We start from the raw sequence: 20,609 nt of genomic DNA on the forward strand, positions 1-20,609 counted from the left end.
ACCCTTCCTTGTCAGCCCGCCTCAACCACATCTTTGATGCGGTTCAGCGTCTTGGTCATATCACGGACGTTCCGGCGCTTGCGCAGAAAGCCGCCAAACAACCAGTAGACGCCGAGCCACGGTGCCGGGCTGAGCCGGAATGACTCAGTCACGTCCGTGCCGGCGCCCGATGGAGCCAACCGGTAGTGCCAGTTGTTGACCGGTCTGTCGTTGAGACAGACCGCGAATCCGAATTCACGGCCGGGTTCGCATGCGGTGACTTCGCAGGTCGTCCAATAAACCGGCCCGATCTCGTTTCTCTTCACGTGGCCGCGGAATTTGGCGCCCAGGGCCGGGCCGGTCGCATCACCCAGCCACTCGGCTTCAAAGACCTCCGGTGAGAACTTTCCGGTGTTGCGGACGTCAGAAATCACGTTCCAAATCGTGTCCGCAGGTGCCGCCATATGTACGGTTGCCGAACCTTCCATCGCCCGATCCAAACACATGCTCGGCCGTGAACCTAGGCCGCGCCCGATTTGATCATCAGTGCGGCATGGCGGCCTGGATCAGCCCGTTGATGAGCTCCTTGATGCCCTGCGCAGGGTGCGAGTACCACCCGATCGGGAGGCCGGACTGAGCACCGCACTTGGGCCAGGGCTCCACACCCTGGTCAGCGAAAAGCCGGTTGGCAACCGCGATTTGTTGCTCGCGGGATGCCGCGGCAGGGTTGCCGACACCGCCGTATCGGGCCCAGGTGGTCGGCTTGAATTGCAGTCCGCCGTAGACTCCGTTTCCGGTGTTGGCGTGCCAGTTGCCGCCGGATTCACACTGCGCGATCGCGTCCCAGTTGGGAGTCGGCGCCGCGCCAGCCTCGGCGGTCGCCGGGCCTAGGGTCGCTGCAATGAACCCGCCCACAATCGCGTACTTGACGAGAGGCTTCCCCAAGTTTCTCATGTCAAGCAATTCGGCGTGTGTGTAGAAAGCGTTACCGATTCGATTGGTTCGCGAGATAAGAAGTTTATGGCATTTCTATGGCAATGAAATCGGCACGTCACAAGCTATTTACGGCACCCGTGCAGCCGATAGTTAAGCGCAATAAGCCTGCGTCGCCAGCGATAAGGCCTGCTGGTAGAGGGTGTCGAGCTGCCGAATTCTTATAACGACAGCCCGCGCGGCGTCGAGCTGCGAGCCACACGCCGGCGCGTGCAGAAGGTCCCAGTGGGCGACGATCTGACTCATCATCGTCTGGTTGAGCCCGTCGATCTCCGACCGTGACGCCGACAGGTCGGGCGAACCAGCAGGCGCATTCGACGGATTGAGCTTCCACCCCGCGAAGCGGGTGTACTCGATCGCTTCGGTGGCGTTGATCTGGTCACCGAACACCCGGGTGGCATAGGACGGGTCGATGTGTTCACTGGCGGCATCGGCACTCAACTTCGCGAGTTCTTCTTGAACGCGGCCCGGGTCCTCGATGGTGCCGTGCGAATTCCATTTGAATGCGGCGACCGGCTCGGCAATTTGCAGCCGGTGCGCGGCGGCATCGACCAGCTCGGTCAATGCGCTGGTGTCGGCTCGTGCCGATGTTGGCAGCAAAGTGGCGGCCGACAGCGTTAGCGCCATGGCCAAAAGGGCCCTTGACGCGCTACTGCGCCTGACGATTTCCGTCAAGCGCAGTAGCGAAATCCCTTGCGGCACAGGCCGATTATCCGCCGCCTCCGGGGGAAGCACCCAAGCTGCTCTGCAGGTCACCCTTCATCGCATTGAGCTGAGCACCCCAGTACTCCCAGCTATGGGTTCCGTAAGGCGGAAAGTTGAACACGGCGTTGTGGCCGCCCGCGGCGTTGTAGGCGTCTTGGAACTTCTTGTTGACGCCGATCATGAAATTGCTCTCGAGGAACGTGGCCGGCAAATTTGCACCGCCCAGTTCGTTCGGCGTCCCATTACCGCAATACACCCAGAGCCGGGTGTTGTTGGCGACGAGTCGGCCGACGTTGACCAAGGGGTCGTTGCGTTGCCACGCGGGGTCGTTATCGGGCCCCCACATGTCTTCCTTCTTGTAGCCGCCGGCATCGCCCATCGCCAGGCCTATCCAGCCCTGGCCAGTGGACGGACTCAGGTAGCCGGACAGCGAACCGGCGTAGACGAACTGTGCCGGGTGGTAGATCGCCAGATTCATTGCCGATGCACCCGCCATTGAGATCCCGATCGCGGCACTGCCGTTCGCCTTGACGCCCTTCTGCGACGACAGGTATCCCGGCAGCTCGCTGGTCAGGAACGTCTCCCACTTGTAGGTCGAGCAGCCAGACTTCCCGCACGCGGGGCGGTACCAGTCGGTGTAGAAGCTGGACTGTCCACCGACCGGCATGACGACCGACAGGCCGGACTTGTAGTACCACTCAAAGGCGGGAGTGTTGATGTCCCAGCCGTTGTAGTCGTCCTGGGCCCGCAATCCGTCGAGCAGGTACACGGCAGGCGAGCCTTCGCCGCCGCTCTGGAACTGGATCTTGATATCGCGGCCCATCCCGGCGGACGGCACCTGCAAATATTCAACGGGCAAGCCTGGGCGGGAGAAAGCTCCCGCGGTGGCCGCTCCGCCGGCAAGACTGATCAGGCCCGGCAGGGTGACAGCCACTGCCGCACCGACTAAAAGCCGGCGCCCCCAGGCCCGGATCTTCTCGCTCACGTCTGTCATACCTGCGCCCCTTGTCGGTCGTCTGTAGTCGCGTGGTGCCCTCGCAGAATTTACCGTGCGAATAGGTCAAATGTCGATTGGGACGCGTTGTCATCTCGGTTTTGTATCGGGAACTGCAAAAAATTGACCGACACCGATAGCTGATCGGCAAAGCTGGAGCCCGCTTCCGCGGCCTAATTTGGCGCCATCGCTTGGCAAACCACCAGGTAGAGGAGGCAACGCCAAAACCACGGCGCCAGGGGAGTGGTGTGCGACAACAAAGGCTACAAATGTTGTCTAATCAAGATCAGCTGCCGATTTCGACGCGCCTACGGCGACCGCCAATCGGCCCAACGGTTAGCTGCATTGACAGTTGGTACGGCGGCGGACCACCGCCCGCGAGGCGGCGCCGATGCGGCTGACGCGTTCGATAATTAGTTCGATTCCGCCGTCAGCTGGGCCTGCGCGTGGGATTTCCCGGGAACTGATATCGGTGCAGCCGAACCCGCCACGACCGCGTAGGCTCTCTCGAAGCAAGCCGATGGAGACCGAACGCAAACCCGGTCCGTTCCGGCCCTCTCGAATCACCGCACCAGCGGACTTTATGGTGCGCGATGGTTAGGCAGGGCCTCGGAGTCCGGGACGATTGAGGTGCAAACTTTGGACACGGTACTAGGGCTATCACTGACGCCGACCACCTTCGGGTGGGTCCTCGCTGAAGGGCACGGCGCAGACGGCACCATCCTGGACCACCAGGAATCGGCGCTGCACGCCGATCACGGCGTGCCCGCTGTGAGTACCGCAGAACAGGTGGCACAAGAGGTCTTGCGGGTAGACGCGCAGGCCAACGCGAGCGATCACCATTTGCGCGTCATCGGGGTGACGTGGAACGACGATGCGGCCGCGCAAGCCGCACTGCTGCTAGAGGCGCTGACCGACGCCGGCTTCGACAATGTGGTGCCGATTCGGTTGCTGGAGGCCGTCGAGACCCTCGCGCGGGCTATCGCTCCGGTCATCGGGTACGAGCAGACCGCGGTCTGCCTTCTCGAACACGAGCGGGCGACCGTCGTCATGGTCGACACCCACGACGGCGAGACTCAAACAGCCGTCAAACACGTCAGTGGCGGCTTCGACGGGCTGCGATCCTGGCTGACCGGAATGTTCGAACGCAGCGGATGGCGCCCGGGAGGCGTGGTTGTGGTCGGCGCTGACAGCGACATCGATGGATTCTCCTGGCAGCTCGAAAAGGCCCTGCCGGTCCCGGTCTTCGCGCAGACCATGGCGCAGGTGACAGTCGCACGCGGCGCGGCGCTCGGGGCGGCTCGAAGCACCGAGTTCACCGACGAGCAACTCGTCGCGCATACCAGCGAACCCGCGCCCGCCGCGCCGCCACGGCGACCCGGACACTTGTCCTACGCGGGGGCTGTGACCGCATTGGCCGCCGGCGCGGTCACCTTCGTCTCTTCGCTAGCAGTTGCCGTGGGTATTCAGCTCGCTCCCGACGCAGGGCACGCATCGGCGAAGCATTCGGTGCACGCGCCGACACCAGAAGTTGCCGAGGCCGCGAAGCACCCGGTCGCACCACCGGCAGCCGCGACACTGGCGCCGGGCCAGGCTGAACCGGTTTCGAGACCCGGGGCGCCGGACGAGCAAGGCACTCTCGCCGAGCAGCAGCCCGACCCGAATGGCCCGCAACCGTATTTGACGCGGGTGCTCGAACACATACCGGGCGACACCGGCGATCCGACCACGCCGGCCGAGCCGACCCAGCCCTAGGTCCGTGCCGGGCGCCTAGGGCTGCCGAATCGCAGTGCAGTAGTAAGCGTCTGCGGCAGGATCGCCTGCGACCGAAGGCATTTCGGCTAGACCGTTGTCCGCGAACAATTGATTCAGCGTCCTAACTTCCGTCTGCCAGCCGTGGCCTTCCAGATATGCGCCAACATCGCTGCGCTCAACGTCATAGCGCAAGTCGGCGAGTACCACGTCGAACCCGTACTCACGCCAGCGCTCGCCGGCGACAGCAACCATGTCCGGCGCCTGATCACCGTTTTCATCCGGCCGGCTGCCGAAAATCTCAGCAGCCAAACGACTTCCGGGCGTGGCGAGATCGGTGATGTTGTCCAACAAGCGATCTTGGGCATCGGGTGGCAAGAATGCCAACAGCCCTTCGGCGATCCACGCACTGGGCTGGGTGGCGTCAAAGCCCTTTTCGCGCAATGCCGTTGGCCAATCGTCTCGCAGATCGATCGGCACTACCCGCAACGCCGTCGCCGGTTGCACATCCAGATCGGCAAGCGTGGAGTTCTTGAACTGCAATACTTCGGGCTGGTCGATCTCGAAAACCGTGGCACCGGCCGGCCAAGACAACCGATAGGCCCGTGCATCCAGTCCGGACGCCAGGATCACGGCCTGGCGGATGCCCGCGTCCATCGCATCGCGGAAGAACGCATCGAAATACGGCGTGCGGACACCCATCAGGTCGGCCATCCGCTGCAAACCCCATGCCTCGTCGGCAACGTCGATATCGGCCGCATCGATTTCGCCATTGGCCCAGCGTGCGAGGAATTCGATTCCGACAGCTCGCACCAGCGGTTCGGCGAAGGGATCGTTGATCAGCGGCTTATCGGCCTTGGTAGCGACCGCCCGAGCAGCTGCCACCATGGTGGCGGTCGCTCCGACACTGGTCGCCAGATCCCACGAATCGTTGTCCGTACGAGGCATTCCGACCCCTTTCGACGAGGCAAAACAATAGATACTTAGCTGAATTAATGAATCTCCTGCCGAGGATACACTCGGCAGCCGGTACCGCCAGTGGGACTCAATCGTCCTTGGCGTGCAGCGCGGTGAAAGACAACGCGACGTCGTCGGCGACCTGCACCGAGCCCATCAGCAGCGAGTACGGCTTGATGCGGTAAGCGGACTGACGAACTGTGGATCCGGCGGACATTCTCCATGAGTCTCCGAGATCCTCTGTGTGCAAATCGATTACGTGGTCGCGCTGGATGCCGCGGATCGCCAGCGTACCGGTCAGCCGGTAGCCCTTTTCGGTCTCTTCGATGACGGCGGCGGCGAAGCGGATTTCGGGGAAGTGGCTGGCGTCCAGTGAGCTGAGCGCGTTGGAACGCACCAAGGCCTTCTCGGGACCCGAGAGCCCCTTGACGCCGCCCTGACTGCTGATCACCTCGAACGAGCCCGCCTCGATTACGAGTTCGGCCGCAACGGGATTGGCATCAGCCCATCGCACCGTTGCCTGCCAGCGTGTCATCGCGATCGTGAGGCGGTGGCCCATCCGCGCGGCCCGGCCCTTGACGCCGGTACGAAGAAGCAGTTCGCCGTCGGCAGCGTCCATTGTCCACAAGTCAGTCACAGACCGACTGTATTCACCTGGTCAACACGGTGCGGTAGTGCGTCCTGTCACGGCCCGGTTGCCTGGCTAAAATCTTCGCCAGATCCAAAGACTCACCGGGGAAACGTATTTCGACAGCTTAATGCGTGGGCATCGGAATACCCCCGGTCGAATCAGTGCCTTAATGCGCGACGGGACACTTTCCATCCCCATTGGTGTGGTAGTCGACCTGCCAATGTTTGATTCCATTGAGCCAACCCGACCGCAGCCGTTCGGGTTGGCCAACCGATTCCAGATCGGGCATCGCGTCGGCAATCGCGTTGAACATCAAGTCGATCGTCATGCGCGCCAAGTTGGCCCCGATGCAGTAATGGGCACCGGTACCGCCAAATCCCACGTGCGGGTTGGGGTTACGCAGGATGTTGAAGGTGAACGGGTCGTCGAAGACCTCCTCGTCGAAGTTCGCTGAGCGGTACACCATCACCACCCGCTGCCCCTTGTTGATCTGCACCCCGGACAGCTCGTAGTCCTCGAGCGCGGTGCGCTGGAACGACGTCACCGGGGTAGCCCAGCGGACGATCTCGTCGGCGGTGGTGGCCGGACGCTCCCGCTTGTACAGCTCCCATTGATCCGGGAAATCGGTGAACGCCATCATGCCCTGGGTGATGGAGTTGCGGGTCGTTTCATTTCCGGCCACGGCCAACAGGATGACGAAGAAGCCGAACTCGTCGTCGGACAGCTTGTGGCCGTCGACATCGGCCTGAACCAACTTGGTGACGATGTCGTCGCCCGGGTTCTGCGCCCGGTCTGCCGCCATCTGCATCGCGTAGGTGATCAGTTCCACCGAAGCGCCCATCGCATCGTTGCGGGCGAACTCGGGATCCTGGTCACCCACCATCTGGTTGGACCAATGGAACAGCTTCATACGTTCCTCTTGGGGCACCCCCATCAGCCCGGCGATGGCCTGCAGCGGAAGCTCACACGACACCTGCTCGACGAAATCGCCGGAGCCTTCGGCGGCAGCCGTCGCGACGATCTGCCGGGCGCGCTCGTTGAGGTCGTCGCGCAACCGCTCGACGGCGCGGGGCGTGAAGCCGCGCGAGATGATCTTGCGGAGGTGAGTGTGCTGAGGGGCGTCCATGTTGAGCAACACGAACTTGCCCGTCTCGCGCTGCTCGCGGACCGTGCCCTCGCGGTAGCGAGGCAGGGCGGTGTTCTCCAGGCTGGAGAACACGTCGCTGCGTATCGAAACCTCTTTGACGTCCTTGTGCTTGGACACCACCCAAAAGCCGCCGTCGTCGAACCCGCCGGAACCATCGGGCTGTTCGTTCCACCAGATCGGCTCGGTACGTCGCAGCTCGGCCAGTTCTTCCACTGGCAGTCGCTTGGCGTGAATGTCTGGATCGGTGAAATCGAACCCCGGAGGGAGGTTGGGGATCGGCTTGGTGGTCGTCATTGGCCCACTCCTCGATACGAAGTCTTCTAGTCGTGTGTCTTGTGCCAAATAAACCACTGCAGCACCGCTGTTGGGAAGCATTGACACAACTTCGACCGACCAAATTGCAACATGTTCACCGGTGATGAGTTCCGGGCATCGCCGTCAGCGACTTCGTGAGTCTTGGCGGGGTCGTCCAAGCACCGGGCGGCCCGGGGCAGGACACCGGCGGCGGTGGGCCGGCGAAGACGGCGCACGAACGGCCTTGTGGCGCGCGGCGCAATCGATATGCTTTGGTCCAGGTCACCGCCACACCGACGGACCAGGTGACGCTCACGCGAAGGGGTGTAGCGAATGATTCGCGAACTAATCGGCGTCGCTGCGATCACGGCTAGTGCCGTCGCAGTGGCACCGTCTGCAGCAGCCGGTTACGAGGGCGACGTGCCAGGGATGAACTATCAGGCTTCGTTGGGTGCGCCGTGCGATAACTACGAAAGCTTCATCTTCGGACGCGGCCCCAGCGGTCAGGCCGAAGCGTGTCATTTCCCGCCGCCTAACCAGTTCCCCGCGGCGACCACCGGGTACTGGGTGATCTCGTATCCGCTGTTTGGAGTCCAGCAGGCTGGCGCGAAGTGCCCCGGCCCGCAGACCGCGGCACAGTCGGACCGCGGACTTCCAATGCTCTGCCTGGGAGCTCAAGGGTGGCAGGAAGGTTGGTTCACCGGCGCAGGTTTCTTCCCGCCTGCCGGATAACGACCATGCGCGAACGCCGGCCGGCTCAAAGCCCGATTCCACGATGGCTGCGCTTCGTGCTGACGTTCGACCGCGCCGGCTCTGCCTGGTACATCGGGACCGGGTTCTTCTTCGCTCCGGTGCTCGCGGTGCTATCGCCGTGGCCCAGCGTCACCGCCGCGCTGTGGGCGGTTATCGGATTGGCGGGCCTGTGGCTCGGTCTGCTCGGCATCGCGATGGCTGTGGGGTTGGCGCAGGTGCTGCGTTCCGGCGCCGAAATCCCCGAGGACTACTGGCGCACCCTGGTCGATTACTGACCCTCTAGAGTCGTAGCCAAGTTCTTTTCAAGTCCGCAACGATAGGAGACTCCGGTGGCGATCAACCCCAAAGACGCCGTGGACGCGGTCAAGGACATCGCGACCAACGCAGTCGAAAAGGCTTCAGACATCGTCGAAAACGCCAGCGATATCATCCGAGGCGACCTCAAGGGCGGGGTCAGCGGCATCGTCGAGAATTCGATCGATATCGCGACTCACGCCGTCGAGAAAACCAAGGAAGTCTTCTCCGGCGGTAAGTACGACGTAGACGAGGACTAGCCGCCGTTAGACGGCGGCAGCCTCGTTGAGTTCGTCGAGCCGGTTCGTCGCCTCCAGGTACTCCTGCACCCAGCGTTCGATCACGGTCGACGTCTTCTCCACCTTGTTGAACTGCCCGACAACCTGACCGACCGGGTTGAACGCCACGTCGACGGACTCGTTGGGGTACCTGTTCGTCGCCCGCACGGCCATGCCGGAAACCATGTACTGCAACGGCATACCGAGTGGCTTCGGGTTGTCCGGGTTCTCCCACGCCTCGGTCCAGTCGTTGCGCAGCATGCGTGCCGGCTTGCCGGTGAACGAACGGCTACGCACGGTGTCGCGGCTACCGGCCTTCACGTACGCGGCCTGTTGAACCGGGGTGTTCGAGGATTCCTCAACCATCAGCCACTGCGAGCCGGTCCACGCGCCCTGGCAGCCCAGCGCCAGCGCCGCGGCGATTTGCTGGCCGCTACCGATGCCACCGGCACCAAGGACGGGGACCGGAGCCACCTCCTTGACGACCTGCGGCCACAGCACCACTGAGCCCACCTCGCCGCAGTGTCCGCCGGCCTCGCCACCCTGGGCGATGATGATGTCGACGCCCGCGTCGGCGTGTTTGCGTGCCTGCGAGGGGGAGCCACACAGCGCGGCAACCTTGAGTCCGGCGTCGTGGATGTGTTTGATCATGTCCGCCGGCGGAGTGCCGAGCGCGTTGGCGATCATCTTCACCTTCGGGTGCTTGAGCGCCATCTCGACCTGGGGCGTGGCTGTCGCCTCGGTCCACCCGAGCAGCTGCAGAGTGTCGCCGTCGCTGTCCTCGACCGGCACGCCATGATCGGCGAGGATCTTCTTTCCAAAGTCCAGGTACTCCTGCGGAACCATCTTGCGCAGCGTCTCGGCAAGCTCTTCGGCGGACTGGTTCGAGTCCATCCCCTCGTACTTGTTTGGGATGACGATGTCGACGCCATACGGGTGGTCGCCGATGTTCTCGTCAATCCAGTTGAGCTCGATCTCGAGCTGCTCAGGCGTGAAGCCGACCGCTCCGAGCACGCCGAACCCCCCGGCCTTGCTGACCGCCACCACGACATCGCGACAGTGCGTGAAGGCGAAGATCGGGAACTCGATGCCGAGTTCGTCGCAAATAGGGGTGTGCATTACAACTCCTGGGATGCTGGCCGAATTGGAACGTGTTCTAGTTTAGTACGCGCGCCCATGACGTGGCCAGCGGCCCCTGACTAACGCCCTGCAACTACGACGTGTCGCTGCCACGTGTCACAGAGTCAGCGTGCGGGCCACCCACAGCACCAGGAACGCGAACATGCACCCGACACAGACCAGGTGATCGCGGCAGACCGACCGCGCCAGACGGCTTTGTTCGGGCACGCTATCGCTGCGATGGCCGAGCCGAACCGCGTCGGGAACCGTCTGCGTCAATGCCAGCATCGCCGGGATACCGCCAAGCCCGGCCGACAACACCAGCAGCCAGGCCGGGTCTCGTCCCAGGGTTGCCTGAAAACCTAACGCGCCCAATAAAATCAACATAACCAGGGCTATCAGGCGGCTCATCGGTCGCGACGTCGTGGTCGCGCGGTGGTAGTAGCCCGCGATGGAAGCCAGCACCGGTTCGGGCAATTCGTCGCCGGAGGTTCGGTGCCCGAAAACCTGGACGTCGAAAATCAAATCCATCCACAGGACAGCGAAAAGGAACCCGCTGCAAGCCGTCAGTAAGACCGCCATGGCGCCTATCACCTCCCGTCGACCGCTTGGCGTCGTTCCATTGTTTCCCAGCAGCCGAAACACGGCATGCGTACGCTGAAACCACTTGCACCACTTGCATTTCAGCGGTGTCAACGCGAGCGCTTCGGTCGGTGGGCGGTCGCACTATCCGAACATAGGTTCGATGGGTTGCGCTGTGATCCAGGAGGACTACGAGGCCCAGTCAGGCTTGCTGGGCCGATGGCTGGTGCTGGGTGATGCAGTGAATCCCGCCGCCTCGTTCGAATAATGGCCGTGCGTCTACTGGCACCACTTTCCGGCCAGGGTATTGCTCCGCCAGGACGGCCAGCGCGGAGGCGTCCGTAACGTCGCCAAAGCTGCAGGCAATGACCCCGCCGTTGACCACCAGGTGGTTGATATAGCTGTAGTCGACGAATCCGTCAGCGTCGGCGAGAGTTGCGGGGGCGGGCATCTCAGTGATCTCCCACGATCTCCCCGCAGCGTCGTGGCTGGCCTCCAGCACAGCACGAATCTCTTGGCAGACAAGATAATCCGGATGTGCAGCGTCGCGCTGGGTGTGCAGCAAGAGTCGGCCCGGCGAGGTGATAGCGGCGACGATGTCGACGTGCCCACGGGTGCCGAAACGTTCAGCGTCCCGAGCCAGCCCCCGGGGCAGCCAGACCGCGTGGGTTGCCCCGATCGCGCCGGCTAGCTCGGCTTCTACGTCCGCACGCGTCATGCCTGGGTTGCGGCGCGGGTCACGCTGCACGGTCTCGGTGACCAGGACGGTGCCCTCGCCATCGACTTGAATGCCGCCACCCTCGTTGACCAGGGGCGAATCGACGGTCGGAGTGCCGGCAAGCCCTGCCACGAATCGGCCGATGTTCGCGTCGCGGTCCCATCGAGCCCAGTCCTGAGCGCCCCAGCCGTTGAACGACCAGTCGACTGCGACCACGGATCCGTCGTCAGCATGCACGAACGTCGGACCGATGTCACGCATCCAGGCATCGTCCAACGGCGCCTCGACGATGCTGAGATCTGCCGAAAGGTAGTGCCTGGCCACCGCGCGCTCGCCCGGATCAATGACCACCGTCACCGGTTCGAACTCGGCAACAGCATGAGCCACCGCCGCCCATGTCGCGCGCGCCTCATGTCTTGCCTGCCTGTTGTTCCCCAGTGAATAACCTTCGCAAGGGAACGCCATCCAGACCCGATCCTGCGGCGCCGATTCTGCCGGCATGCGATAACCGTTCAATTGTCCGCCATCTTTTCGTTGGAAGATCGAGGTCCCAGTGCCGGTGTCCGCGGGGGCGCGGTACGCCGCGCGCCGGTGGCCTCGAACGCCGCGGCGATCGCCAGTAGGGCCGTGTCGTCGTATGCGCGACCGGCGAAGGTCAGTCCGGCCGGCATAGCGATGTCGGCCATGATGCCCATCGGCACAGTGACAGTGGGGATTCCCAGGTGTCGTGGCACCAGATTCCCATTCGCGACCCACACGCCGTTACGCCAGCCAAGATCGGCGGCCACAACGTTGACGTCCATGTCGGCGCGGCCAACATCGGCGACGGCGGGAAAGACCACAGCATCAAGACCTTGTTGGTCCATCCACTCTTCGAGATCTACCCGGCGAGTCTCCTCCAAACCCCGCAACCCTTCCGCCAGGTGTGGGATATCGCGGAAAGACTCGATGGGATGGTCCTTCAAGAAGGCAGGGTAAGTAGTGATGTCATCACCGAACCCCTCTGCACGATCCGGCAATGCCTCTGGCGGATGAACCCAGATCAAGCTGCCGTCCACGTCGACGAGCCGGTTCAGGTTTGGATCACCATTGGCACAAAGGAAGTCGTCCCACGCCCACGCTGACAGATCCCGGGTTTCGTGATCGAGAAATCCGCTGCTGACTAGACCTCGGTTTCTGATCGTCGGGGCACCTGCGCGGTCGCCCTCGTAGTTGGATACCACCGGGAAATCAACCCGCACTACGTCCGCTCCAGCGCTCACGAGGTCTGCCTCGGCGACACGAAAAAGATCCATCACCGATGCGCGGGTCTCGATACGCCGCCCGGTCGAACCGCCGATACCCGGCTGCTCGCCCGTTCCGGCATCCGGATCGGCATTCACATACATCCGTGGCACGCCGAACCTCTTGCCTGCCAAAAACTTCTGAGCCGTCCCGCGGTCGACTGGCCTCAGGGCCGGATAAGAGGCGGGCCGTACCGTCGACGCCCTTGGGATCGCGACCCAGGGCTGCATACGCCACAGATCCCCACGAGCATCCGGGTCGTCGGCGACAATGACATCGAGAACCTCGAGGAGGTCGGCCATCGTCCGGGTGTGCGGAACGACGACATCCATCGTGGGGACTAGGGGCCAGTTGCCCCGCACGGAAATCACCCCGCGCGACGGGGTATAGGCGCAGAGGGCGTTGTTCGTCGCCGGCGCCCGTCCGCTTGACCAGGTTTCCTCTCCGAGCCCGAACGCCGCAAAACTTGCCGCGGTCGCCGTTCCCGACCCATTCGATGAGCCAGACCCGAACGCGGAAGTCAAGTAGTCACCGTTGTACGGGCTCTCGGCCCTGCCATAGAGACCGCGCTGCATGCCGCCATTGGCCATCGGAGGCATATTGGTAAGCCCGATCAAGACCGCACCGCCGGCCCGCAGCCGCTCAATCGCGAAGGCATCGCGCTGCGCGACCAAGTGCTCGAAAGCATGAGAGCCCGCCGCCGCGGTAAGACCTTTCACAAGGTAGCTGTCTTTAACGGTGTACGGGATCCCGTCGAGCGGGCCCAGCGTCTCGCCCTTGGACCGCCGCCCGTCCGAGGCCCGAGCTTCTTGCTGCGCATCCGGGTTGATCACCACCAACGCATTGAGCCGGGGGCCATTGCGGTCGTAAGCATCGATTCGTGCCAGGTAGCTCTCGACGAGGTCCTGGCTCGTCAGCCGGCCCTCTTCCAGGGCACGCCGCAGCTGCGCAATGTCTGCCTCGACCACATCGAACGCATTCACCCGCACGCACTCCTGTCTCGATGGTCTCTACGAAGAGGCGACAGCCGCAGCGCCGCGTCCGCACTTCGGCAAATCGGCCGGCAAAACCGCTCAACGCCGTGAGTACGGCGGTTTCATCTACTTGGCCGATCCGAGGCCGAGTTCAGATGCGCAATAGGTGCGGCCGATTTGCTTGATTTCGTCGGAGGACACGGCACGAGTCACCTTCTGCGCAGCCAGTCCATCGATCATGGTCAGCAATCGCCACGCTGCCATTTTTGGGCGGGCGACCCGGAATTCCCCCGTCCCGCGGCCCACCCGCACGATCTCGGCGATCAACTCCAACCACTCGACCGTCAGTGCATCCGCCTCGGCGGCCAGTGCTGGGTTTCGCCGGCCAAGGCTCCATGCCTCCAGCCACAGCGCGTTTGCGCCCATACTGCAGTCATCAAGCACGTAGTCGATCAACACATCGATCTTGTCTGCGGCCCCGCTGGCCGCGGCAACCCGCAGTCGAGCCTCATCCAGATCCGCCACTGCGGTGGCCCGGAACGCAGCGGCGACCAGCTGCTCGGCCGAGGAAAAGTAGTGGCTGACTAAGCCCGGTGTGACGCCAAGATCGCTGGCAACCTTGCGCAGCGTGACCATGAAAAGCCCTTCGTCCCGACTAATCGCTACCGCCCTGGCCAGCAGCTCGCTGTGGCGTTCGGCGGGCATCTTCCGACGGGCGTCCGTCGTGGCAGTCCAAGTCAATTTCGCTGATCCTCTTGAAGCAGGCGGTGCTCTATTGAACACTGCATCAACCCTATTGAATCATCTGTCAACAACGGAGGTCAATGACCATTGTGCCGAGCGCAGCCGATCCCACGCCCTCCGAAGATCGCTTCGGCCACGTCGAGGCAAAAGGTGTCGAATACCTGCCGGAGTCTGAGCGCGATTCCCGGCCGCGGAATATGCTTGCCGTTTTCTTCGGCGGTAATCTGGCCTTTTCTGTAATCGTGTTCGGCTGGCTGCCAATAACATTCGGCCTCAGCTGGATCGGTGCTGTCACTGCTAGCGCTGCCGGGATAACCCTCGGCACCCTGCTCATTGCGCCGATGGCGCTGATGGGCCCACGCACAGGCACGAACAACACGGTGTCCAGCGGCGCCCACTTCGGGGTGACCGGCCGACTGATCGGGTCAACACTGACCCTGATGTTCGCCCTGGCATACGCCGCGATCGCCGTCTGGACTTCGGGGGATGCGCTCATTGTGGCGTCTCATCGGCTGTTCGGAACGCCCGTCAACCACGGCATGCTCGCAATCGGCTATGGCATCATCGCCGCAGAGATCGTCGTGGTCGCCCTCTTCGGCCACGGCACGGTGGTGGCGTTGCAGAAGTTCGTCCTGCCTATCGTCGGGATACTGCTGTTGCTTGGCTTCATGGCTTTCGGCGGCAAGTTTGAATCGAACGCTGGCGGCGACGGCCACTACCTTCTTGTCGGGTTCTGGCAAACCTGGGCCCTTGCCGTCGCCATGGCCGCTGGCGGCCCCCTCTCGTATGCCCCGACGCTCGGTGACTACAGCCGCCGGATTTCCCGTAGCAAGTTCAGCGATCGCTCGGTGGTCATCGCCACAATGGGCGGCATCTTCTTCGGACTCTTGCTCACCGCCGCGTTCGGATCGTTTACCGCTTCGACCTTCACCACGCTTGGCGACTCATACGTCGCCGACCTGGTCGCTGAATCGCCCGACTGGTACGTGGTGCCCATCGTGCTCATCGCTCTGGCCGGCGGCTTGGGACAAGGGGTGTTGAACGTCTTCGATCTAGAAGCGCTCATCCCGAGGCTGAAGCGGGTACAGACCACGTTGATAACGTCGGGGCTGGCCGTGGTGCTGCTGTACATCGGCGTGTTCGTGGTCAAGGCCGTCGACTCCATCACCGCGATGACGTTGGTGCTCAACGGATTGGCCGCACCGTGGGTGGCAATCAACGTCGTCGGCTTTCTCGTCGCGCGGCGCGGCGAATACCACCCCGCTGATCTTCAGGTGTTCAACCAAGGACGCCGCGGTGGCCGATACTGGTTCACCGGCGGCTGGAACCTGCGCGCCGTGATTCCGTGGCTCGCTGGGTCGCTATTCGGCATCCTTACGGTTGACACCTCGCTGTACCCCGGCCCCCTGGCATACCTCGCCAACGGCATCGATATCAGCCTCGTTGGATCGGCGGCCATCGCAGCAATCGGTTATCTCGCCGCATTGCGGATATGGCCCGAACGCGTGGCCCCGGTCGACGCCGACTCCTGCTAACGCATCCTGGGGGACGCCGAAATCGAGATTGCGGTTGCTATGCGATGACGACTCTTGATCGGCTCCGTCGGCACCGGGTAGCGTAGTGCTGCCAATTACGAAACGGTGAGTAGCGTAATCGGAATCCCCGTCCACCGAAAGGATCGGCTCGATGCGCAGCCCCTACTCCGGCCGCCCTTTCACCACCTCGACGGAGGACATCGCCAACGCCCTACAGGACGTCAGCATCCCGACGCTGCTGCTGTCGCTCGTCCACATCACCGGCGACCCGCGATTCATTCGCGACTACAAGCAGATGGGCATCTTCCTCAATGAGGTGCAGGGGTTCATGTCGGAGGACGACAAGGCTCGAGCCCGGGCCGAGGCGCTGACGGTGATCGGCGAGTATCGCGACCGGGGCTGTCCCGAGCCTGAGCCGCTTAGCCCGGAGCTGATCAGGGAAATGATGGACTGGGCGGCCTGCGAGCATGTTCCCGACGACTACCTGCCCCTGGTCGCCGAAGAACTGGACCTCGACGGGACCGACCCGCGCCGGCCGGCAGCCATCCCCGCCGGGCGCGCAGCCGACATCCCGGTCCTCGTCGTCGGGTGCGGGGAATCCGGGCTGTTGGCCGGCGTTCGGCTCAAACAAGCCAACATCCCGTTCACGATCGTGGAGAAGAACGCCGGCCCAGGCGGAACATGGTGGGAGAACAGCTATCCCGGAGCCCGCGTCGATGTGGCTAACCATTTCTATTGCTACAGCTTCGAACCCAACAACGACTGGACACACTTCTTCGCCGAACAGGACGAGCTGCAGGACTACTTCAACCAGGTGATGAAAAAGCACGACCTGGCCGAGCACATCCGCTGGAACACCGAGGTTCTCGCTGCCGAATGGAATGACGACGAGGGGATCTGGACCGTTTCGCTGCGCGACATCGACGGGCAGACCAGCACGCTTCGGGTACGCGTGCTGCTCACCGCGGTCGGCCAGCTCAATCGGCCGCAGATCCCTGAATTCGACGGTGCCGAAAGCTTCGAGGGCCCGTCGTTTCACTCAGCTGCCTGGGATCACTCGGTCGACGTCAGCGGCAAGCGGGTCGCCCTGATCGGTGCCGGCGCCAGCGGCTTCCAGATCGCACCCGCGATTGCCGGAGATGTCGAGCACCTCACGGTGTTCCAGCGAACCGCCCAATGGATGTTCCCGAATGCGATGTACCACGACGAAGTCGGTGACGGTGTGCGCTGGGCAATGCGCAACCTGCCGTTCTACGGACGCTGGTACCGGCTCCTCGTGCTGTGGCCCGGCTCGGACAAGGGCCTTGACGCGGCCGAGGCCGATCCGAACTATGCGGACCCGGACGCCGCGGTCAGCGACATCAACGCCGCCGCGGCAATGATGTTCTCCCAGTGGATCACCAGTCAGGTCGGCGATGACCACGAGCTGTTGGCCAAGGTGATGCCCGACTATCCCGCCTGCGGCAAACGGACCCTGCAGGACAACGGCAGCTGGTTGCAGACACTGCAGCGCGACAACGTCGAACTGGTCCGCACGCCGATTCAGCAGATCACCCCCAGCGGGGTCGTCACCGAAGACGGCGCGACGCACCAGGTCGACATCATCGTCTACGCCACCGGGTTTCGGCACACCGACGTGTTGTGGCCGCTAAAGGTGACCGGCCGCAACGGAATCGACCTGCACCAGATGTGGGGGAGTCGACCGTACGCATACCTGGGCATCACGGTTCCGGATTTCCCGAACTTCTTCATCATCTACGGGCCCGGCACCCACCTCGCCCACGGCGGCAGCCTGATCTTCCAGTCCGAGCTGCAGATGCGCTACATCGACCAGTGCCTTCAGCGGCTGGCCGACACCGACGTGCATTCGATGGAGCCCAAGACCGACGCCGCGACCGACTGGCATCAGCGGACGCAGACCCAGATCAAGAAAATGGTCTGGTCCCATCCAGCGGTCAAGCACTCCTATTTCAAGAACGCCGACGGCGAGATCCATACCGTGAGCCCGTGGCGCCTCAACGAGTACTGGGCCGCGGTGCGCGAGCCTGATTGGTCTCAATTTATTGTGCGACAAGGAAAGTGAGCACACCATCATGCGCACGGTAGTCGTCGACGGACCCCGCAACATCCGGGTCGAGACCCGCCCCGATCCCGCGCTTTCCGGCCCCGACGCAGCGATCGTCGAGGTCACCGCCGCCGGCATCTGCGGATCCGACTTGCATTTCTACGAAGCCGATTTCCCGATGCCCGACCCGATCGCGCTGGGCCACGAAGCAGTCGGCACCGTGGTGGAAGTCGGCCCGGACGTGCGCACCGTCAAGGCCGGAGATCAGGTCATGGTGTCGTCGGTGACCGGCTGTGGCAGCTGCCCGGGTTGTGCCACCCGCGACCCGGTCATGTGCTACGCCGGTTTTCAGATCTTCGGCGGGGGCCTGCTCGGCGGTGCACAAGCCGATCTGCTCGCCGTGCCGGCCGCCGATTTCCAGCTGCTGAAGATGCCCGAGGGGATCAGCACCGAACAGGCTCTGCTTCTTACCGACAATCTCGCCACCGGCTGGGCGGCGGCGCAGCGTGCTGACATTCCATTCGGCGGCACGGTAGCGGTCATCGGGCTGGGCGCGGTGGGCTTGTGCTCGCTACGCAGCGCATTTTTCCAGGGCGCCGCAACGGTTTTCGCAGTCGATAGGGTCGACGGCCGTTTGGACCGTGCGGCTCGGTGGGGCGCAACCCCGGTTAAAGCACCGGCCCTGGAGGCGATCATGGCCGCGACCGGCGGGCGCGGCGCCGACGCCGTGATCGACGCCGTCGCCACGGATTCGTCCCTGACTGATGCGATCAACACGGTGCGGCCGGGCGGGACCGTATCCGTTGTCGGAGTGCACGATATGAATCCGTTTCCGCTCAACGCCCTGGGCTGTCTGATTCGCAGCACAAGCTTGCGATTCACCACGGCGCCGGTGCAGCGCACCTGGCCGGAGCTCGTCCCGCTGCTGCAGTCCGGCCGGCTCGACGTCGATGGCATCTTCACCACGTCACTACCGTTGGATGAAGCCGCCAAGGGGTATGCGACGGCGGAGTCGCGGTCGGGTGACGACGTGAAAGTCCTGCTGAAGCCTTAGGCCCCGTCACGTTGCGCGTCGCGGCGAACGTGGTTCGCCAGATAGCGCAGGGTCCGCATCGGCCGGCGTCGCACCGAGGCGAGGCACATCACCGGCCAGCCGTATGCCGCGGCCGCTGCGGCCAGACCCGAACGCGGGTTCACCGGTCGGGGATAACCGACCACCGACATCGACGCCGTATCCTCGTCGCCGTCGGCGTAGAAGTAACTGTGTTGCACCGCAACGTTGTTTTCGGTGCAGAACTGTTGCACCGCGGCCGCCTTCGTGGTTCCCCACACAATAGGTTTGAGGATTTCGCCGGTCAGGCGCCCCAGGTCGTCGAGCTCGAAGCGATTGCACTGCACGTTGGAGATCCCGAGAAAGCGGGCGACTGGCAATGCCTGAATCGACAGCGCCGATGAACTCAGCACGACGGTGTGCCCGCGCTCCTGATGCGCTTGCACGATTTCACGCATGTGCGAATACAGCCGCGAGGCAACACGTTCGACGAACAGCCGCTCGCCCAGCTCGTCGAGTTCGACCAACAACTCGCCTTGCAGATAGCCCGCGGCCCGGACGATGAGGTTCTCGAATTCCAGGCGGCCGAATCGATATCGCAACGCGGCTTCGAACACGCCGAGGAGCTCGCCGATCCCGACTTGCCGGCGCCGGATCCGATCGCCGACGTGAACCGCGGCCGTGAAGCCGTCGACCAACGTACCGTCGAGATCGAAGAACGCACCGACCTGCGGTCCCGGCGAACTGGCGGCGATCTCGGCAATGGCATCGCCGGGGGAGAGCATCGTCATCGCCACCATGCCGACTCCGTCCGTTACCGGGTTGCCGTTATGTATTGCGAACGCATGAAACCGTCGATCTTCACGTCGACGTCCGGCGGCGTCATGCCGTAGCCGGCCTGCAGATCGAGGGTGTTGCGAACGGGCTCAACGCTCCAGCCATGCGCCGCCAGCCATTCGGCGGGGTCGCCCTTGGGCTCGTAGGTAAGGGCGGAGAAATCCACGTCGCCGGACACGTTGACGCCGGGGTGGTTGGTTTCCAGCGCTTCGAGCTGATCGTGGTCCAGCCGCGATCCCAGTGCACCGATGGCGATTCGGCTGCCGGGCACACTAAGCCCGCTGATCCGGGTGAACAGCGTGTTCTGGGCTTCATCGGTGAGGTAGGGCAATATCCCCTCCACCGACCAGGCGCTAGGCCTTTCGGTGTCGAAACCGGCCGCTTCCAACGGCCGGGACCAGTCGGTACGGAGATCGGCGGCGACCTCGACCCTGCTCGCGGTGGGCACCGCGCCATGCTCGCCCAGCACGCGCGCTTTGAATTCCAGGACTTTCGGCAGGTCGATTTCGAAAACGCTTGTTCCGTGCGGCCATTCAAGGCGATACGCACGAGAGTCCAATCCCGCGGCCACGATCACTGCTTGTCGTATCCCCGCATCACCGGCAGCGGTAAAGAAATCGTCGAAGAAGCGCGTTTGCACGCCGTACAGACGCGGGAAAGCGGTCTCGTCGTCGTTGCTGCCCGGATTGGCGAGCACACCGGCCAAATACGGGTCCCGGGATGCCGCGATGAACACCTTCGCATATTCGTCGCGGACCAGCGGTCGCGCGCTAACCGCGTGCAGTGCGCGCCATCCGGCCACCAGAAGGGCGGTATAGCCGACGCTGCTGACGATGTCCCACTGATCGTCATCGGAACGGAGCGAGCCGAATTCAGGCCCGGACTCGGGCGCAGCGCCCATGGTCGCCCCTCCTAGTTCAATC

Annotated in this window: 21 protein-coding genes; 7 read left to right on the top strand and 14 right to left on the bottom strand. The window is 63.5% G+C overall.

Translation table 11 applies throughout. The annotated features are described in order from the left end of the window. Nucleotides 1–11 precede the first annotated feature (11 nt). The 4 genes from DB708_RS16605 to ag85B form a co-directional block, all read right to left on the bottom strand. Nucleotides 12–485, bottom strand: coding sequence for an SRPBCC family protein (locus tag DB708_RS16605; protein ID WP_165839836.1), 474 nt, complete (start codon nt 483–485; stop codon nt 12–14). A gap of 37 nt (nt 486–522) precedes the next feature. Then, nucleotides 523–933 (bottom strand): resuscitation-promoting factor RpfC, encoded by a 411-nt coding sequence (gene rpfC, locus DB708_RS16610; protein WP_165839837.1) that lies wholly within the window; start codon nt 931–933, stop codon nt 523–525. A 132-nt stretch (nt 934–1,065) separates the two neighbouring features. Next, nucleotides 1,066–1,605, bottom strand: a complete 540-nt coding sequence (locus DB708_RS16615; RefSeq protein ID WP_261859458.1) for a chorismate mutase — start codon at nt 1,603–1,605, stop codon at nt 1,066–1,068. A gap of 76 nt (nt 1,606–1,681) precedes the next feature. Beyond that, entirely contained in the window at nt 1,682–2,671 is a 990-nt protein-coding gene (ag85B, locus tag DB708_RS16620; protein ID WP_108923609.1) for a diacylglycerol acyltransferase/mycolyltransferase Ag85B, read from the bottom strand. Nucleotides 2,672–3,310: 639 nt separating this feature from the next. Between ag85B and DB708_RS16625 the strand changes: the two genes are divergently transcribed. Beyond that, the gene (locus DB708_RS16625; protein WP_108924355.1) at nt 3,311–4,426 is read left to right on the top strand and encodes a DUF7159 family protein; all 1,116 of its coding nucleotides are present in this window, start codon (nt 3,311–3,313) and stop codon (nt 4,424–4,426) included. 15 nt (nt 4,427–4,441) lie between these two features. On the opposite strand, the gene DB708_RS16630 is transcribed toward DB708_RS16625, so the two are convergent. The 3 genes from DB708_RS16630 to DB708_RS16640 all read right to left on the bottom strand — a co-directional run bounded on the left by DB708_RS16630 (nt 4,442) and on the right by DB708_RS16640 (nt 7,452). Then, entirely contained in the window at nt 4,442–5,371 is a 930-nt protein-coding gene (locus DB708_RS16630; protein WP_108923611.1) for a class I SAM-dependent methyltransferase, read from the bottom strand. 97 nt (nt 5,372–5,468) lie between these two features. Next, on the bottom strand, nt 5,469–5,999 hold the full coding sequence (locus tag DB708_RS16635) for a YceI family protein (protein ID WP_108923613.1): 531 nt from the start codon (nt 5,997–5,999) through the stop codon (nt 5,469–5,471). A 178-nt stretch (nt 6,000–6,177) separates the two neighbouring features. After that, on the bottom strand, nt 6,178–7,452 hold the full coding sequence (locus tag DB708_RS16640) for a cytochrome P450 (protein WP_108923615.1): 1,275 nt from the start codon (nt 7,450–7,452) through the stop codon (nt 6,178–6,180). A gap of 333 nt (nt 7,453–7,785) precedes the next feature. On the opposite strand from DB708_RS16640, the gene DB708_RS16645 reads away from it, so the two are divergent. Genes DB708_RS16645 through DB708_RS16655 form a run of 3 tightly spaced genes read left to right on the top strand, consistent with a single transcriptional unit; the run spans nt 7,786 to nt 8,759 of the window. After that, entirely contained in the window at nt 7,786–8,184 is a 399-nt protein-coding gene (locus DB708_RS16645; RefSeq protein WP_108923617.1) for a hypothetical protein, read from the top strand. Nucleotides 8,185–8,189: 5 nt separating this feature from the next. Further along, nucleotides 8,190–8,480, top strand: coding sequence for a hypothetical protein (locus DB708_RS16650; RefSeq protein WP_108923619.1), 291 nt, complete (start codon nt 8,190–8,192; stop codon nt 8,478–8,480). A 54-nt stretch (nt 8,481–8,534) separates the two neighbouring features. Beyond that, complete coding sequence (locus tag DB708_RS16655; RefSeq protein ID WP_108923621.1) at nt 8,535–8,759, top strand: Rv1893 family protein; 225 nt, start codon at nt 8,535–8,537, stop codon at nt 8,757–8,759. Nucleotides 8,760–8,765: 6 nt separating this feature from the next. Here the strand turns inward: DB708_RS16655 and DB708_RS16660 are convergent, their stop codons facing one another. From DB708_RS16660 to DB708_RS16680, 5 genes are all read right to left on the bottom strand, one after another. Next, nucleotides 8,766–9,896, bottom strand: a complete 1,131-nt coding sequence (locus DB708_RS16660; protein WP_108923623.1) for a nitronate monooxygenase — start codon at nt 9,894–9,896, stop codon at nt 8,766–8,768. 117 nt (nt 9,897–10,013) lie between these two features. Further along, on the bottom strand, nt 10,014–10,478 hold the full coding sequence (locus DB708_RS16665) for a hypothetical protein (RefSeq protein ID WP_108923625.1): 465 nt from the start codon (nt 10,476–10,478) through the stop codon (nt 10,014–10,016). A gap of 202 nt (nt 10,479–10,680) precedes the next feature. Beyond that, nucleotides 10,681–11,697, bottom strand: a complete 1,017-nt coding sequence (locus tag DB708_RS16670) for an agmatine deiminase family protein (protein ID WP_201263538.1) — start codon at nt 11,695–11,697, stop codon at nt 10,681–10,683. An 11-nt stretch (nt 11,698–11,708) separates the two neighbouring features. Continuing rightward, nucleotides 11,709–13,463 carry an amidase gene (locus DB708_RS16675; protein WP_108923629.1) on the bottom strand — a complete coding sequence of 585 codons (1,755 nt, stop codon included), beginning with the start codon at nt 13,461–13,463 and terminating at the stop codon, nt 11,709–11,711. Between the two features lie 117 nt (nt 13,464–13,580). After that, complete coding sequence (locus DB708_RS16680) at nt 13,581–14,195, bottom strand: TetR/AcrR family transcriptional regulator (protein WP_133251020.1); 615 nt, start codon at nt 14,193–14,195, stop codon at nt 13,581–13,583. A gap of 83 nt (nt 14,196–14,278) precedes the next feature. Between DB708_RS16680 and DB708_RS16685 the strand changes: the two genes are divergently transcribed. The 3 genes from DB708_RS16685 to DB708_RS16695 all read left to right on the top strand — a co-directional run bounded on the left by DB708_RS16685 (nt 14,279) and on the right by DB708_RS16695 (nt 18,852). Continuing rightward, nucleotides 14,279–15,733, top strand: coding sequence for a purine-cytosine permease family protein (locus DB708_RS16685; protein ID WP_108923634.1), 1,455 nt, complete (start codon nt 14,279–14,281; stop codon nt 15,731–15,733). Nucleotides 15,734–15,884: 151 nt separating this feature from the next. Beyond that, a complete protein-coding gene (locus tag DB708_RS16690) occupies nt 15,885–17,816 on the top strand; it encodes a flavin-containing monooxygenase (RefSeq protein WP_108923636.1) in 1,932 nt (643 codons plus the stop codon). Nucleotides 17,817–17,826: 10 nt separating this feature from the next. After that, nucleotides 17,827–18,852, top strand: a complete 1,026-nt coding sequence (locus DB708_RS16695) for an alcohol dehydrogenase catalytic domain-containing protein (protein WP_108923639.1) — start codon at nt 17,827–17,829, stop codon at nt 18,850–18,852. Here the strand turns inward: DB708_RS16695 and DB708_RS16700 are convergent. Both DB708_RS16700 and DB708_RS16705 read right to left on the bottom strand, forming a co-directional pair. Then, nucleotides 18,849–19,640, bottom strand: coding sequence for an HAD-IB family hydrolase (locus DB708_RS16700; protein WP_108924356.1), 792 nt, complete (start codon nt 19,638–19,640; stop codon nt 18,849–18,851). The two genes, DB708_RS16695 and DB708_RS16700, sit on opposite strands and share 4 nt — an antisense overlap. Nucleotides 19,641–19,663: 23 nt before the next feature. Next, nucleotides 19,664–20,587 (bottom strand): class I SAM-dependent methyltransferase, encoded by a 924-nt coding sequence (locus DB708_RS16705; protein ID WP_108923641.1) that lies wholly within the window; start codon nt 20,585–20,587, stop codon nt 19,664–19,666. Nucleotides 20,588–20,609: the final 22 nt, after the last annotated feature.

Source organism: Mycobacterium montefiorense, from assembly GCF_003112775.1.
Taxonomy (GTDB): domain Bacteria; phylum Actinomycetota; class Actinomycetes; order Mycobacteriales; family Mycobacteriaceae; genus Mycobacterium; species Mycobacterium montefiorense.